10 protein-coding genes are annotated in these 14250 nt (G+C 60.3%); 5 read left to right on the top strand and 5 right to left on the bottom strand.

Annotation, left to right across the window (positions count from 1 at the left end; genetic code table 11):
• Positions 1–146 precede the first annotated feature (146 nt).
• The 4 genes from B3520_RS14320 to B3520_RS14305 all read right to left on the bottom strand — a co-directional run bounded on the left by B3520_RS14320 (position 147) and on the right by B3520_RS14305 (position 7178).
• The gene (locus B3520_RS14320) at positions 147–710 is read right to left on the bottom strand and encodes a gluconate 2-dehydrogenase subunit 3 family protein (protein WP_286876341.1); all 564 of its coding nucleotides are present in this window, start codon (positions 708–710) and stop codon (positions 147–149) included.
• Positions 710–2395 carry a GMC oxidoreductase gene (locus B3520_RS14315; RefSeq protein WP_286876339.1) on the bottom strand — a complete coding sequence of 562 codons (1686 nt, stop codon included), beginning with the start codon at positions 2393–2395 and terminating at the stop codon, positions 710–712. Before B3520_RS14315 ends, B3520_RS14320 begins: the two co-directional genes overlap by 1 nt.
• A 197-nt stretch (positions 2396–2592) precedes the next feature.
• The gene (locus B3520_RS14310; RefSeq protein ID WP_286876338.1) at positions 2593–5448 is read right to left on the bottom strand and encodes a class I adenylate cyclase; all 2856 of its coding nucleotides are present in this window, start codon (positions 5446–5448) and stop codon (positions 2593–2595) included.
• Positions 5448–7178 carry a response regulator gene (locus B3520_RS14305; protein ID WP_286807236.1) on the bottom strand — a complete coding sequence of 577 codons (1731 nt, stop codon included), beginning with the start codon at positions 7176–7178 and terminating at the stop codon, positions 5448–5450. Before B3520_RS14305 ends, B3520_RS14310 begins: the two co-directional genes overlap by 1 nt.
• Positions 7179–7435: 257 nt before the next feature.
• Here B3520_RS14305 and B3520_RS14300 point away from each other — a divergent pair, with 257 nt between their 5' ends.
• The 5 genes from B3520_RS14300 to B3520_RS14280 all read left to right on the top strand — a co-directional run bounded on the left by B3520_RS14300 (position 7436) and on the right by B3520_RS14280 (position 13438).
• Positions 7436–8902 carry an SLC13 family permease gene (locus B3520_RS14300; protein ID WP_286807235.1) on the top strand — a complete coding sequence of 489 codons (1467 nt, stop codon included), beginning with the start codon at positions 7436–7438 and terminating at the stop codon, positions 8900–8902.
• Positions 8903–9106: 204 nt separating this feature from the next.
• Positions 9107–9805, top strand: coding sequence for an ABC transporter ATP-binding protein (locus tag B3520_RS14295; protein ID WP_123638710.1), 699 nt, complete (start codon positions 9107–9109; stop codon positions 9803–9805).
• A gap of 15 nt (positions 9806–9820) precedes the next feature.
• Entirely contained in the window at positions 9821–11056 is a 1236-nt protein-coding gene (locus B3520_RS14290) for an ABC transporter permease (protein ID WP_024461718.1), read from the top strand.
• A gap of 6 nt (positions 11057–11062) precedes the next feature.
• The gene (locus tag B3520_RS14285; RefSeq protein ID WP_286876337.1) at positions 11063–12328 is read left to right on the top strand and encodes an ABC transporter permease; all 1266 of its coding nucleotides are present in this window, start codon (positions 11063–11065) and stop codon (positions 12326–12328) included.
• Between the two features lie 33 nt (positions 12329–12361).
• A complete protein-coding gene (locus tag B3520_RS14280; protein ID WP_286807233.1) occupies positions 12362–13438 on the top strand; it encodes an efflux RND transporter periplasmic adaptor subunit in 1077 nt (358 codons plus the stop codon).
• Between the two features lie 186 nt (positions 13439–13624).
• Here the strand turns inward: B3520_RS14280 and B3520_RS14275 are convergent, their stop codons facing one another.
• Complete coding sequence (locus B3520_RS14275) at positions 13625–14131, bottom strand: REP-associated tyrosine transposase (protein ID WP_286807232.1); 507 nt, start codon at positions 14129–14131, stop codon at positions 13625–13627.
• Between the last annotated feature and the right edge of the window lie 119 nt (positions 14132–14250).

The raw sequence follows: 14250 nt of genomic DNA, 5'->3' as shown, positions 1-14250 counted from the left end.
TTATCCGCCCTACGCGAACTGCCGTGCCACCCGTAGGGCGGATAAGGCAGAAGGCCGCATCCGCCGCAACCAAACCGACCCCACAGCCATGCGTAGGGGCTGAGCGCAGCGATTAGACTGCGCATCCGCCGTTACCTGACCCTGAATCAGGTCGCCCAGGCCCGGTCGCCTTCCTCGTGCGGCATACAACCATCGTAACGGCCGGGGATGGCGATATAGCGCAGCACCTGGGTGGCCCCCACCTGGGAGGTGAAGAAGCCGAACAGTGTCAGCTGCTTCATCATGGTGAAGTAGTGCGGCGGTGTGGTGCCGGCGGCGGCCACCGCTTTTGCCTCGGCATCCAGCGCGCGAATGAACTCGGTGCGCTGCTCGCCGCTCAGGTTCATGAAGTCGCTGCCGTACTGCTCGTTGGCCGCGGCGTTCAATTGCTCCATGCCGCTGTGGAAGATGGCCTGCTCGGCCTCGGTGTAGCAGTCCCGGACAAACACGGTCATGAACTGGCCCACTTCGGCGTCTTTGGCCCCCGGGGTGTCGGTGCGTGGCAGGATGGTTTCCGCCACTTCATCGAGCAGGAACACGTCCTGTTCGGTGAAGCTCAGGCTCGGGGCCGCCTCCTCTTTGGAGGCGCAACCGGCGATGACCCCGGTACTGCCGATCATGGCGGTGCCGGTGGCGGCGGTGATCAGTTTGAGGAGTTCACGTCGATTCATCACAAATTCCCCTTCTTCAGTTCATTCACCGCGTGGTCCACCGCCCGGGCGGTCAGCGCCATGTAGGTCAGGGACGGGTTTACGCAGGAGGCGGAGGTCATGCAGGCGCCGTCGGTGACGTAGACGTTGGGCGCGTCCCACACCTGGTTGTGGGCATTGAGCACCGAGGTTTTCGGGTCCCGGCCCATTCGGGCGGTGCCCATTTCGTGAATGCCCATGCCCGGAGCGTAGCCCCAGTCGCCCCCCTGAACATTCTTCACACCCGCGGCTTCGAGCATATCCACCGCGTCCTGAATCATGTCCTTGCGCATTTTCTTTTCGTTGTCCTTGATCTCGACGTTCATCGCCAGCACTGGCAGACCCCAGGCGTCGGTGACACTGTGGTTCAGGGAGATGCGATTGTCGTGATAGGGCAAAATTTCACCAAAACCGATCATGCCGATGTTCCAGGCGCCCGGTTCGCTGAGTGCCTGCTTGAGATCGGCGCCGACCTCAAACTCGGCGATGTTGCGATCCCAGTTCTGGCGACTGGCGGAGCCCTGGTAACCAAAGCCGCGTACATAATCACGCTGATCACCGCCCACGTTGCGAAAACGCGGGACATAAAAACCGGCGGGACGACGGCCGTAATAGTATTTGTCGTCAAAACCTTCCACCTGGCCGCTGGCGCCGGCCCGGAAATGGTGGTCCATGACGTTGTGGCCCAGCTCCCCGGAGCTACTGCCCAGACCACCGTCCCAGACATCCCGGGCGGAGTTCATCAGAATCCAGGTGGAGTTGAAGGCCGAGGCGTTCAGGAACACCACGTCGGCGGTGTACTCGTAGGTCTGGTTGTTTTCGGTGTCGATCACCTCCACACCCTTGGCCCGCTTTTTGTCCTTGTCGTAGATGATTTCTTTCACCAAGGAGAAGGGCCGCAGGGTCAGGTTGCCGGTTTTCATGGCCGCCGGCAGGGTGGAGGACTGGGTGCTGAAGTAGGCGCCGAAAGGACAGCCCAGCCAGCACTTGTTACGGTACTGGCAGTTGACCCGGCCCTGCTCGGGCTTGGGTTCGGTGATATTGGCCACCCGGCTGTGGATCATGTGCCGCTTGCCGCCGAACGCCTTCTCGATACGCGCCGCCACGTCTTTTTCCACACAGTTGAGCGGAATCGGGGGCAGGAACTGGCCATCGGGCAGAATGTCCAGGCCTTCCCGGGTTCCGGCGATGCCGGCGAACTTCTCGACATAGTCGTACCAGGGGGCGATGTCGTTGTAGCGGATCGGCCAGTCGATGGCGATGCCTTCTTTGGCATTGGCTTCAAAGTCCGCCGGCGCCAGGCGGTAGCTCTGGCGGCCCCACAGCAGGGAGCGACCGCCCACATGGTAGCCGCGGTACCAGTCGAAGCGCTTTTCTTCAATGTAAGGGTTTTTCTGCTCGTCGGCCCACATCCCGAAGGTGGACTCATTGAGCGGGTAGTCCCGGCTGAGGACCGGGTAGTTTTCGATCATTTCCTGGGTGGGCTTGTCCCGGTGCGGGTAGTCCCAGACTTCCTTGGTGGCGTTCTTGTAGTCCTTGACGTGTTCAATATTCCGGCCGCGCTCCAGCAGGAGCACTTTCAGGCCTTTTTCGGTCAGCTCTTTGGCGGCCCAGCCGCCGCTGATGCCGGAGCCGACCACAATTGCGTCGTAGTGGTTGTCTGCCATAGTTACATCTCTGTCTCGTTATATTATTGACCCGGTGGATCAAACATCGCTAATACGAATTGCCGATCTGAGCGATTCGGTGACTCTTCATAGGTACCACCTGGGGAAGGCCGCCCAACTTGTATGACGAACCCCGGCATAGCCTACCCTGCGCCCGCACAAATTTCCACGGGTCTCACGGTTTTTAACACACGCGCTTACAGATCCATCAGCGCCCTGTTGAGCCGCTGTTCCAGCTGGGCCTTGATGTCCAGGTAGTGGCTGAGCTGAAGCCCCAGTTGCGGCGCCAACAGGTCCCGGCACTGACTGAGGTCCAGGTCGGTGATATAGCAGGGATAGCGCTCTTTGGCACGACGCATGGACAAGATATAGCGCGCCACTTCGCTGAACAGCTCGTCCCCATAATCCAGCGCGGAGAACTCCCGGTCGTTACAGTACACGGTGTACAGGATATCGCCGTCCGGAGCCGGCTCGGCAATCACCTGAATGTTGGTGAAGGTCAACCGGCTGAGGTCTCCGGCGCTGGCACGTTCCTCCAGGTAGCCGCGACCCTGATCCACCCGGCCACACAGCTCAAACAGCCGAACCGGGGGCGTCGCGTCTCCTCCCTGATCGGCGCTGGCGCTCTGACGGGCCACGACGGAACGCAGGAAATGATGCAGGGGACGCAGAAGCGTCGTGTGGCTGAAAAACGAGAGCCGGATCACCAGCAGAGACCCCAGCTCATCAATCAAGGTCACTTCGGCCTCCTCTTCCTGCACCTGATAAAACAGATAGACCCCCGGCTCGCGAGCCTGGTCGGCCATCAGTTTCAGAGGACGATTTTTCAGGGCGTGCCGATCGACCACGATGGGGCTGTATTCCAGTTGCGCATTGGTCAGCTTGTCGATCAGGGCATCGTAGCTGCCATAACGGGTGACGTGGGGTTGTTGCTGGAGGAACTGGATCAGCACATAGCCTTCGGCGGTTTCCAGCACATAGCGGCTACTGGCGGGACGGGTGCCGGAGTAATAACAGCCGACCAGATCCTGCCAGAGCTCCTCCAGACGCTGTACCACCAGGTTACCCTGGGCTCCCAGGCAGCGGATGGTCACCTCCGGCGGGGCCAGCCCCCGTCCCGGAGGAGCCAGGCGCAGGTAATACTGAAGACCGTTGATCAGTGCATCGTCGTCATAGTGACGGCACAGCACTTCGCGCCAACTGTTGATCTGGACCAGATCTAGGGTCAGTACCAGATTGTCGCGCAGGCCGCTGAAATCCAGGGCATCGCGCTGGGCACTGAGCATCTGCAGGCCCCGCTCGTGGAGATTGGCCTGGGACTCGACGCCCAGATTAAACAGTAGCAGCAGGCGTTCCGCGCGAGCGGCCCGCTGGAAAGGCTCGTGGGCCCGGGTCACCAGCGGCAAGGGCAGCCACTGATGCAGCCATTGCCAGAGTTGCTGGCGCTGGGGGGCGGTCAGGCTGACCCGCTCGCCCTGCACATCAAACCAGGCACCGGCGCCGAGCACGCCGTTGCCATAGGTCCACAGCAGCAGCTCCCCCAGATAGCGCGCGCGCTTGAGGGGCGGGCCGTCCGGCTGGCCATCCCGGCTGCGAAACACGGCCCAGAAGCGGGCCCCCTCGGGGCTCGTGTCCGGCTCTTCCACAAAGATCAACGCCGGTTCGGCGATGTCCTGGGAGATGTCGGGGTTGAGCCACTCCACCTTGCCCGCCTTGCGCTCAAACGCCGCGTGCAGTTTGCGCCCCAGGACCATCAGCTCGTCATCGCTGATCCGGGTTTCGGTGGACGCCTTACTGACCGCGTTGATCAGCCGGTAGCTGGCACTGAGCTCCGCCACCAGTTGGCGTCGTTCCTCCATGACATCAGGCACCTTCCAGTGCCGGCGCTGGTCCAGCCGCTGAAGCTCAGTGTGGCTCCACCCCCACTCCGCCACCAGTTGCTCGAGTTGCTCCCGCTGCCAGGACTTGCGCCCACTGCGGGGTGGCCGGGTCAGCGGTTTGTCCACTTTAAAGTACAGGCAACGGCGGGCCAGGTTGAGGCGGTCTCCTACGTCACCCGTATCGATCAGGTACTGCTCCAAACGCCGGTAGATCATCACATAGGCGTCGAGGCGATCCGGGTGTGGCGCCTGTTGATACACCGCCTCTTTGAAGGTCAGCGCCAACGGACGCCGATCCTGCCCCTGCAGATAGGCCTCCAGCAGCATCAGTTTCAAGACCGATTTGTGGGGCGACTCAATGCCTTTATAGAGGTGCCAGATGCCCGCGCCCACGAATTCATCGGTGGGAATGTCCGGCAGGCCGCCAAAGTCGATCACCTCGGCGGCACGCAGGAACCGCTGCCCGAGCAGGGTTTGTGTGTAGGCGGCGTAGTCGCGCTCACAGGTACCGGGCACAAACCACCACAAAGGTAGCTTGCCGCCCAGCCACAGGGCGGTGCGATAGAACTCATCCAGCAGGAGAAACCGCTGGGCGGAGCCACTGCCTTCCGCCGACAGCTGGCCCAGCTGACCCGTGCGGAACTGATCGGGCTCCATCAGAAAAAAGTGTACCTCCAGGCGCACCTGCTGTTCCGCCCAGAGCGACAGCTGGCGACACTTGCGCCGGAGCTGATCGCGCGCCTCGCGCTCCAGGCCCGGCCGGTGGCATACCCAGACATCCAGGTCACTGCCTTCGCTCTGGGCGATGGTGCCGACGCTGCCCATGACAAACAGCGCGTCGATGTCACAGGCGCGGGCGCTGACGTCGCGCTGATAGTGGAAGCTGCGGGCCAACCCCCGGGCGAGGCGGATCTGATCCCGGTCGGGTTCGTAACCGCTGAGACCGGCGGGGGTGGTGCCAGAGACGTAACCGGGCAACATGGGGTGGTTGACGTGAAACAGCAGCGGCAGCAGAACCACCAGGTCCTGCTGACGGTCGCTCAGGCCCTCGAGCATGCGCCGGTGGCGCACCCGATTGAGATCGAGAAAACGCTGTTTGAGCCGCTTGAGCTGTTTCCGGTCGAGCCCGCCATCACTATGATCGAGTTCAATGACGTCTGAGCGTAGGCCCATTACTTGCCCTGGGGTGTGGTTGCCGCCTGAACCACCTCGAACAGGGTCTGGTAGAGCAGGGCCGGTTTGATGGGTTTACTGATGTAGTCGTTCATGCCCTCGGCCAGGCAGCGCTCACGGTCGCCCCGCAGTGCCTGAGCGGTCAGGGCCACGATGGGAATGTCCGGGCGCTGGTCGCCGGCGCGAATCCGCCGGGTCGCCTCATAGCCATCCATGTCGGGCATTTCCAGGTCCATCAATATGACATCGAAATGATCCACATTCCGATAGAACTGATCCAGCGCCTCCCGGCCTGTGGCGGCCAGTGTCACTTCAGCACCACGCTTGCGCAGAATGCCCTGGGCCACCTGCTGGTTCACCTTGTTGTCTTCCGCGAGCAAGACACTCAACCCCGCCAGGGATACCTCCGCGCCGGGCGCGTTGGTGGCCTGGGCGTTGAGATGGCCGCTGAACAGCTGACTGAGTGCGTCAAACAGCCGCGATTCGCTGACGGGCTTGTTCAGGAACCCATCCACCAGTTCGGCATTCTGCTCGCCGTCGAAAATTTCATCGCGGTGGTAGGATGAAATCAGCAGGACCTGGGGTGTATGGGCCAGTTCCGGATCTGCCTTGAGCACTTCGGTGGCCTCCAGGCCGTTGACTACCGGCATCTGATAATCCATCAGCACCAGATCGTAGGGCCGGCCGGCCCGTTCGGCCGTGCGTAACTGGTGAATCGCCTCCTCGGCCGACGCTGCACAGTCGGCATGAAGCTGCATATTGTGCAGGGTTCGTGCAATGATCTCCCGCGCCAGGGCATTATCATCGACAATCAGGGCGCGAAGATGCTCAAACTGATCCGGGCGCTCCTTCAGCGTCCAGGCCCCGATCTGACTGTGCTCAAACCGGGCGGTAAAACTGATCCGGCAGCCCTGGCCCGGCTCGGTCTGGATTTCCAGTTCGCCCTGCATGAGCTTGATCAGGTGATAGCAGATGGTCAACCCCGTGCTGGTCGCCACCCCCACTTGCCGGGGGCCCCGGGCCATGGCCTCGAAACTGGCTTCCAGTGCCGCGACCTGCTCCGGGCTCATTCCCACACCGAAATCGGTGATGCAGAATTTCAGCTCGACGCCCTCTGGCGTCGTTTGGGTCTGACGCACGCTCAGCAGCACCCGGTCGCTGGTGGAGTATTGCATGGCGTTATTGACCAGATGGCTCAGTATCTGGCTCAGGCGGGCGGTATCGCCCCGGAGAAAGCGGGGCACGTCCGGGTGAAGATCGTAGGTGATGTCCACCTGCCGATGGATGGCGCTGACTTCGAACAACCGGGCGAGCTTTTCGAACACCTGCTCCAGATCGAAATGAGCGGATTCGAGGACGATTTTACCGGTCTCGATTTTGGAGAAGTCGAGCACCTGGTTAATGATATGAAGCAGGGAGTCCGCCGCCGCGCCCATGCTGTCCAGATAGCTGCGCTGTTGGTCGTCCAGCGGGGTGTCGCCCAACAGGTGCCCCAGGCCGATGATGGCGTTCATGGGCGTGCGGATTTCGTGGCTCATTCGTGCCAGAAATTCACTTTTAGTGCGGTTGGCCAGGTCGGCCTGGGTTTTGGCGGCAATCAGGGCATCCTGGGCGCTGGGCAACCGATCCGATGCCTGCGCCTCGGAAAGCGCACCGGCGGGCTCTGAAGAAGCCACTTGGGCTTTCAGCTCTGCCAGTTCCTTCTCCAGCGCGCGTATGCGCTGTTGCACAGAGAGGTCATTTGTCGCCATTGCCAAAGCACCGCTGGCCATTTATCGAATAGGGCGGCGCCAGCGCCGGCTTGCTTCAGACGGCTCGAAGCGCATACAAGGTATATACTTCGAGGGCCGTCAGCGGTCTGCTCTCGCCCGGAGGGCCCGTCCAGACTGTGCTGAAAACGGGCTACAGCCTCTAAGGCTAGTGCATTTTTGGCGCTATGCCAAAGGAAAAATCAATGTCCGGTCATAACCACTCAAAGAGGCCTATCTTGCCCGATATCCGACCCACCCAGGGAAAATGGCTCAGTCTACTGCTCGGGATCACCGGCGTGCTCTTGGTGGCCCTGGTTCCGGCCCCCGGCGGTCTGTCCACCGAGGCCTGGCGCGCTCTGGGGTTGGCATGGCTGATGGCCGTGTTCTGGATTGCCGAAACATTGCCTCTGGCCGCCACCGCGCTGCTGCCGATTGTGCTCGGCCCACTGCTCGGTCTGGTCGAGCCCGGTGCGGTAACCCGCGATTATGCCCACCCGCTGATCTTCCTGTTTCTCGGCGGGTTTGTGTTGGGCCTGGCCATGGAACGCTGGCGTCTGCACGAGAGAATGGCACTGCGGATTCTGTCCACCATGGGCGGCACACCGGCCCGGGAACTGGCGGGCTTCATGTTGGCCACGGCCTTTCTGAGCATGTGGGTCAGCAATACGGCCACCGCGATCATGATGCTACCCATCGCGCTCTCGGTCATTCAGGTAAAAGGGGTCGATGATGCCCGTTCGGGCAACCCCTACGCCGTAGCCCTGCTGCTTGCCGTTGCCTATTCCGCGAGTATCGGCGGCATTGCCACTCTGATCGGCACCCCGCCAAACGCTCTGCTGGCCGCCTATCTGTCCGAACAACACGGTATCGAACTGGGCTTTGGCGAGTGGATGATCATCGGCTTGCCGGTCAGCCTGACCATGCTGATGGCGGCCTGGCTGTGGCTGGCCCATGTGGTGGCCCGCGGACGGACCGCCGGCACCGGCGACGCCCCGCATCACAAAACCGATCACGACCTGTTCCGGCAGCGCCTCGACGAGCTGGGGCCCATGACGCGGATGGAAAAGCGGGTCACTTGGGTGTTTATCGTGACGGCGGTGGCCTGGATTTTTCAGCCCCTGCTGGCCGGAGTATTCCCCGCTGGTTCGCTCACCGACACCAGCATTGCCATTGCCTGTGCCATTGCACTGCACGCGCTTCCCGCCGGTGATGGGAAGGGCTCACGCCTGATGGACTGGGAATCCAGCCAGAAACTGCCCTGGGGGGTATTGCTGCTGTTCGGTGGCGGGCTGGCCCTGGCCGGTATCATCCAGGATTCCGGGCTCGCCCAAGCCATTGCCTCGGGCCTTGAAACGCTGAATCGTTGGCCTACCGCGGTCATTGTTTTGGCCGTGACGGCAACCATCATTTTTCTGACCGAAATCACCAGCAATACCGCGACAACGGCGGCCTTTCTCCCTCTGCTGGGCGCGCTGGCCATCGCCCTGGGTCTGCCGGTGGAGGCGCTCGTGGTGCCCGCCGCGATTGCCGCGAGCTGTGCCTTCATGCTGCCGGTGGCCACCCCGCCGAATGCCATTGTGTTTGGCTCAAACCAGCTATCGATCAAACAGATGGCATCCGCCGGTTTAGCGCTCAATTTGATCGGTACCGCTCTGGTGGCGGCCCTCGGGACGGCGCTGATTCACTGGCGGCTGTTCCACTAGTGCTCACTGGTTAGTTTGAGCCAAAAGGGATATAGTCTCGCTGACCGGATGATAATAATCAGCCCACTGTGAATCCAAACCCGTTGCCGCTCGCGTCCTAACCCAGAGCACAACAGGTAAGCCAGCCGCCGGCCTTTCGGAGCGGTCGGCATCAAGGTATCAGTCTGGGCTATCTAGCCAGGAAGCCAATTTGCGGACAGCGTCATGATCAAACTCGATAATATTCACAAGTACTACGCCACCGGCGACCAGCGCCTGCATGTGCTCAAGGGCATCAACCTGCACATTCGCGAGGGCGAGCTGGTGTCGATCATGGGTTCGTCGGGCTCAGGCAAATCCACCCTGCTGAATATTCTGGGGATTCTCGATACTCACGATGAGGGCGACTACTTCCTTGCCGGGCGGGAAATTCGCCACCTGAAACAGAAGACCGCCGCGCAAATGCGCAACCAGTTGCTCGGCTTCATTTTTCAGTCATTCAACCTGCTGCCTTTCAAAAATGCCCTGGAGAATGTGGCCCTGCCACTGTACTACCAGAATGTCGGGCGCAAGGAGCGCAACCGGACGGCCGCCCGCTATCTGGAGATGGTGGGGCTGAGTGACCGCGCCCTGCACATGCCCAACGAACTCTCTGGCGGCCAGAAGCAGCGGGTGGCCATTGCCCGGGCGTTGGTCACCCAGCCCAAAGTCATTCTCGCCGATGAGCCCACCGGCGCCCTGGACAGCAAAACGACCGAGGACATCATGGCGCTGATCAAGGAAGTGCACAGCCTGGGCAACACCATCGTGATCGTCACTCATGAAAAGGATGTCGCCAACCAGACCGAGCGGCAGATTGTGCTCAAAGACGGCCAGATTATTTCCGCCGCCGATCTGCACAGATCAGCCCTCGAACACGCCTGAGCGCCGAGGCCAGACATGGACGGATTACAGGAAATTCTCTACACCCTGCGCCAGAACAAACTGCGCACCGCGCTCACCGCCTTCGGCGTGTTCTGGGGTATTTTCATGCTGATCCTGCTACTCGGCGCCGGCCGGGGCATGCAGAACGGCGTGTACGACAGCTTCGGTACCGACGTGCGCGATTTTGTGGTGATCTGGTCCGGGGCGACCTCGGTGGCCCATCAGGGCATGTCGGTGGGTCGGCGCATTCAGCTCACCACCGCCGATCTGTCCGCCATCAAACGTCAGGTCCCCGGCGTCGGGTTTATCGCGTCGGAAAACCGCATCAATAACGCCAGTATTCGTGCGGGCAACAAAACCGGCAGTTTTTCCCTGCACGGTATCCCCGATGATTTTTTCCGCATCAAAGGCGTGGAGCCATTCGACTTCGGCCGCGAGCTGAACCGTCTTGACCAGGCCCAGTTGCGCAAATCCTGTCTGCTCGGGCGCACCGTGGTCGAGCGATTGTTTGGCCCCGGAACGGACCCGGTCGGCCAGGAAGTCACGGTCAACAACGTAGTGCTGACGGTGGTGGGTGTGTTCTACGACCGGAACAACCGCGGCCAGGACTCCGAGCGCATCTACATTGCCGATACCACCTATCGCACCGTCTTCGGGGGCGGCGACAACATTCAGACACTGTGGCTTCGGCCGGCACCCGGCTACGACGGTGTTCAGGTGGAACAACAGGTGATTGAGCTGCTGAAGCAGCGTCATCAGGTGGCGGAGGAGGATCGCCGGGCAATCCAGTCCTTCAACATGGCCGGCCCCGCAAAAATGGTCAACGGGCTTTTCCTGGCGATCAATGCCTTCATCTGGTTTGTCGGCTTGGGCACGCTCACCGCCGGTATTGTGGGTGTTAGCAACATCATGATCATTACGGTAAAAGAGCGCACCCGGGAAATCGGCATTCGCAAAGCCCTGGGCGCAACGCCGTTCAATATTGTGAAGACGCTGCTGCTGGAATCCATTCTGGTCACCAGTATCGCCGGCTATGCCGGGCTGGTCTTGGGCGTGGGACTGATCGAACTGATGGCCTTCGGCCTGCGCTCAGTGGGCGCCAACCTGCCGTTCTTTCAGAACCCGGAAGTCAACTTCCAGGCGGCGATCACTGCCATCGTATTGCTGGTGATTGTGGGTGCCCTGGCGGGTCTGGTGCCGGCGCTGAAAGCGGCCCGAATCATGCCCATTGAAGCCATGCGCGCGGAGTAGCCACCAGTGATTATTGATACCCAAAAGTGGCAGGAAATTTTCATCACCCTGCGCCAGCACAAACTGCGCACCGGGCTCACCGCCTTCGGGGTGTTCTGGGGCATTTTCATGCTGACCGTGCTGCTCGGCGCGGGCAAGGGACTCGAGAACGGCGTGATGGAAGGTTTTCGCGGCGTACCCAATGCGGTGTGGATCTGGTCTCAGGGACGCACTCAGGTGCCGTATCAAGGCATGCCCATTGGCCGCCAGATCATACTGCGACCCGACGATTTTCCGGCGATTCGCGACAATATTCCCACCGTCGATCGTCTCTACCCCCAGAACAGTGTGGGCATCTGGGGCGGTTCACCGGCCTACACCGTGTACGAACAGAACAGTGGCAGTTTTTCCGTTCAGGGCGCCATGGCCGGAATGGCCGGAATTTTTAGGCAGCGGGTTGTGGAAGGGCGCTATCTGAACACGCTCGACGACCGGGAAAGGCGCAAAGTGGTGATCATCGGCCAACGGGTCAAGGACCAACTGTTCGCGCCGGGCGAAGCGGCCGTCGGACAGTATCTGACCATCGATGGCATCAGCTTTCAGGTAGTGGGCGTGTACGCCAGCACCTCGACCGAGCCCGACAGCAGCGAGGAAGAGCGTATCTACATGCCCAACGATACGCTGCGCCAGACCTTCAACCAGACCGCCTGGATCGGCAGCATGGTGGTAATCCCCAAGCCGGGCGTTCACGCCGCCAACGTCGAGCAGCAGGTCAAATCATTTTTGCACGAACGCAAGCAGGTGGCGCCCGATGATGTCGGCGTGCTGGGCAGCTTCAACCTGCAGACCGAGTTCGACAAGATCAACGGGCTGTTCACCGGCATTCAGGTATTCAGTTGGTTTGTGGCCATCGGCACCATCATGGCCGGCGCCCTGGGTGTGGGCAACATCATGTTGATCGTGGTTCGGGAGCGCACCCGGGAAATCGGGTTGCGCAAGGCGCTGGGCGCAACACCTACGTCCATCGTGGCCATGATCGTGCAGGAGTCCATCTTCATTACCGCCGTGGCCGGCTACACCGGTCTGGTGGCGGGCGTCCTGCTGCTGGAGGGCGTCAATGCCCTGCTCGCGGCCAGCGGCGGCCGGGCCGGCATGTTCAGCAATCCGGAAGTGGATTTCACCACAGCGCTGATGGCCTTGGCCGTGTTGATCGTTTCCGGGGTCATTGCGGCGTTGCTCCCCGCCGCCAAAGCGGCCAGCGTCAATCCGATCGCGGCCCTTCAGGACGAATAATTTTCACGTTTGCTTCACTACGAGATCGTCACCATGAAAAAGGTATTCACAGTTCTTCTGCTCGGGTTTATCGCACTGATCTTTATCAGCACGGCGGTATTTCTGTACAACAAATCCCAGGCCAAGCCGGTGACCTACGAAACGGACGCGCCTGCGATAATGGACATTGTCCAGAAAACCGTGGCCACCGGCCGGGTGGTTCCCCGCAAGGAGGTCAACGTGACCTCCCAGGTGTCCGGCGTGGTGGACACCGTGTATGTCACTGCCGGACAGACGGTACGCAAGGGCGATCTGATTTCGCGCATCACCCTGGCTCCCAGTATGGTGATGCTGAACAACGCCGAGTCCCAACTCGACTCCGCACGGATCAGCCTGGCCAACGCTGAAGAGGAGTTGGACCGACAGCGCAAATTGTTTGAAAGCGGGCTGATTCCCGCCTCGGAATTCAGCCGGTTCCAGTTGGACTACGAGCTCAAGCGCGAAGCGGTTCGCTCGGCAGAAAATCACCTGCTGCTGATCAGCGAGGGCGCCACCAGCGATTCCGATCTGGTGTCCAACGTGATCCGCGCACCGGTCGATGGCATGATCCTGGATATTCCCAATAAGGAAGGTGCGTTTATCGTTGAATCCAGCACCTACGGAGCGGGTACACCGGTCGCCGTGATGGCCGACATGAGCGATATGATTTTCGAGGGCAAGGTGGACGAAGCGGAAGTCGGTAAAATCGAAGAGGGCATGTCACTGATTCTGCATGTGGGCGCGCTGCAGGACGAGACCTTCGATGCGACCCTGGAGCACATTGCTCCTAAAGGTGAAGAAGATCAGGGCACTATCAAATTCGAAATCCGCGCCGCCGTGACCCTGGAAGACCAGGTGTTTCTACGAGCCAATTACAGTGCCAATGCGGATATTGTTCTGGCCGAACGCAAAGACGTGTTGGCCATCAACGAGGGTAATCTGATCATTGAGGGCGATGAGTATTTTGTCGAAGTCGAAACCGCCGATCAGGTGTTTGAAAAACGCCCCGTCGAGGTGGGGCTATCCAACGGCATCCACATTGAGGTCGTTGAAGGTTTGACTCAGGACGAGAAGATCAAGAAACAGTCCTGATCCACGTAAAGGCAGCAGCTGTCGGGTTACGCCTTCGGTTAACCCGACCTACTGGAACTTGCCGTGGAATCTTCAGGTTCGAGTAGGTCGGGTTAGCGAAGCGTAACCCGACAGCCCACGGAGACAGCAACGGTGTTAGTAGCTAAAAACGCCAAAAGCGTCATCGTACAACGTCACACTCAAAACTCACTCCTTTCCCACTCCCCTAAGATCCGGCACAACGCCGCCCCAGTCCTCAGGATATTCTCCTCGCTCTACAAACCGATGGAAACTTGAATGCGGCCAGTCCCGCACCCGTCTCACCAATTCATGTTTAACCGGATTAAAGTGTATGTAATCTCTATGCCTCTGCCAATCCCGCTCGTCTCTCAGAAAATGCTCCCAAAAACGTGACTGCCAGAACGGTCCGGTCAAACCAAAGGACTCCCGAAGTGTTCGACTTAGTCCCGACTTTATCAGGCGCCAACGGATTGAAAAATCACTGTCATCCTCAGGTAGAACCCAGATACAGTGTAGATGATCCGGTAGTACGACTATTGAGTCGAGAACAAACGGGTATTGGATTTTGACCTGTCGAATACGCTGTCTGAGTAGGCCAACAACACTGGGATGATCAAATAGAGGGCGTCGTCTTGCGGTGACGACGGTGAAGAAATAGGCAGCGCCGGGGTGATAATAACGTCGGTATTGCATAAACCCTCCGTGGTTTACGAGTTGGTGTTGGTGGTTGCTGTCGGGTTACGCTTCGCTAACCCGACCTGCGGGAGCGTGCCGTGAATTCGTTGAGTTCGAGTAGTCAGTTATAAGGTAGA

Origin of the sequence: Marinimicrobium sp. UBA4509, assembly GCF_002388575.1 — a bacterium.
Lineage (GTDB): Bacteria > Pseudomonadota > Gammaproteobacteria > Pseudomonadales > Cellvibrionaceae > Marinimicrobium > Marinimicrobium koreense.
This window is presented reverse-complemented; position numbering and strand designations above follow the sequence as displayed.

Bases quoted from the DNA above. Each gene is read 5' to 3' on its own strand.
- B3520_RS14320 (WP_286876341.1), bottom strand. From the start codon at position 710: ATGAATCGACGTGAACTCCTCAAACTGATCACCGCCGCCACCGGCACC.
- B3520_RS14315 (WP_286876339.1), bottom strand. From the start codon at position 2,395: ATGGCAGACAACCACTACGACGCAATTGTGGTCGGCTCCGGCATCAGC.
- B3520_RS14310 (WP_286876338.1), bottom strand. From the start codon at position 5,448: ATGGGCCTACGCTCAGACGTCATTGAACTCGATCATAGTGATGGCGGG.
- B3520_RS14295 (WP_123638710.1), top strand. From the start codon at position 9,107: ATGATCAAACTCGATAATATTCACAAGTACTACGCCACCGGCGACCAG.
- B3520_RS14290 (WP_024461718.1), top strand. From the start codon at position 9,821: ATGGACGGATTACAGGAAATTCTCTACACCCTGCGCCAGAACAAACTG.
- B3520_RS14280 (WP_286807233.1), top strand. From the start codon at position 12,362: ATGAAAAAGGTATTCACAGTTCTTCTGCTCGGGTTTATCGCACTGATC.
- B3520_RS14275 (WP_286807232.1), bottom strand. From the start codon at position 14,131: ATGCAATACCGACGTTATTATCACCCCGGCGCTGCCTATTTCTTCACC.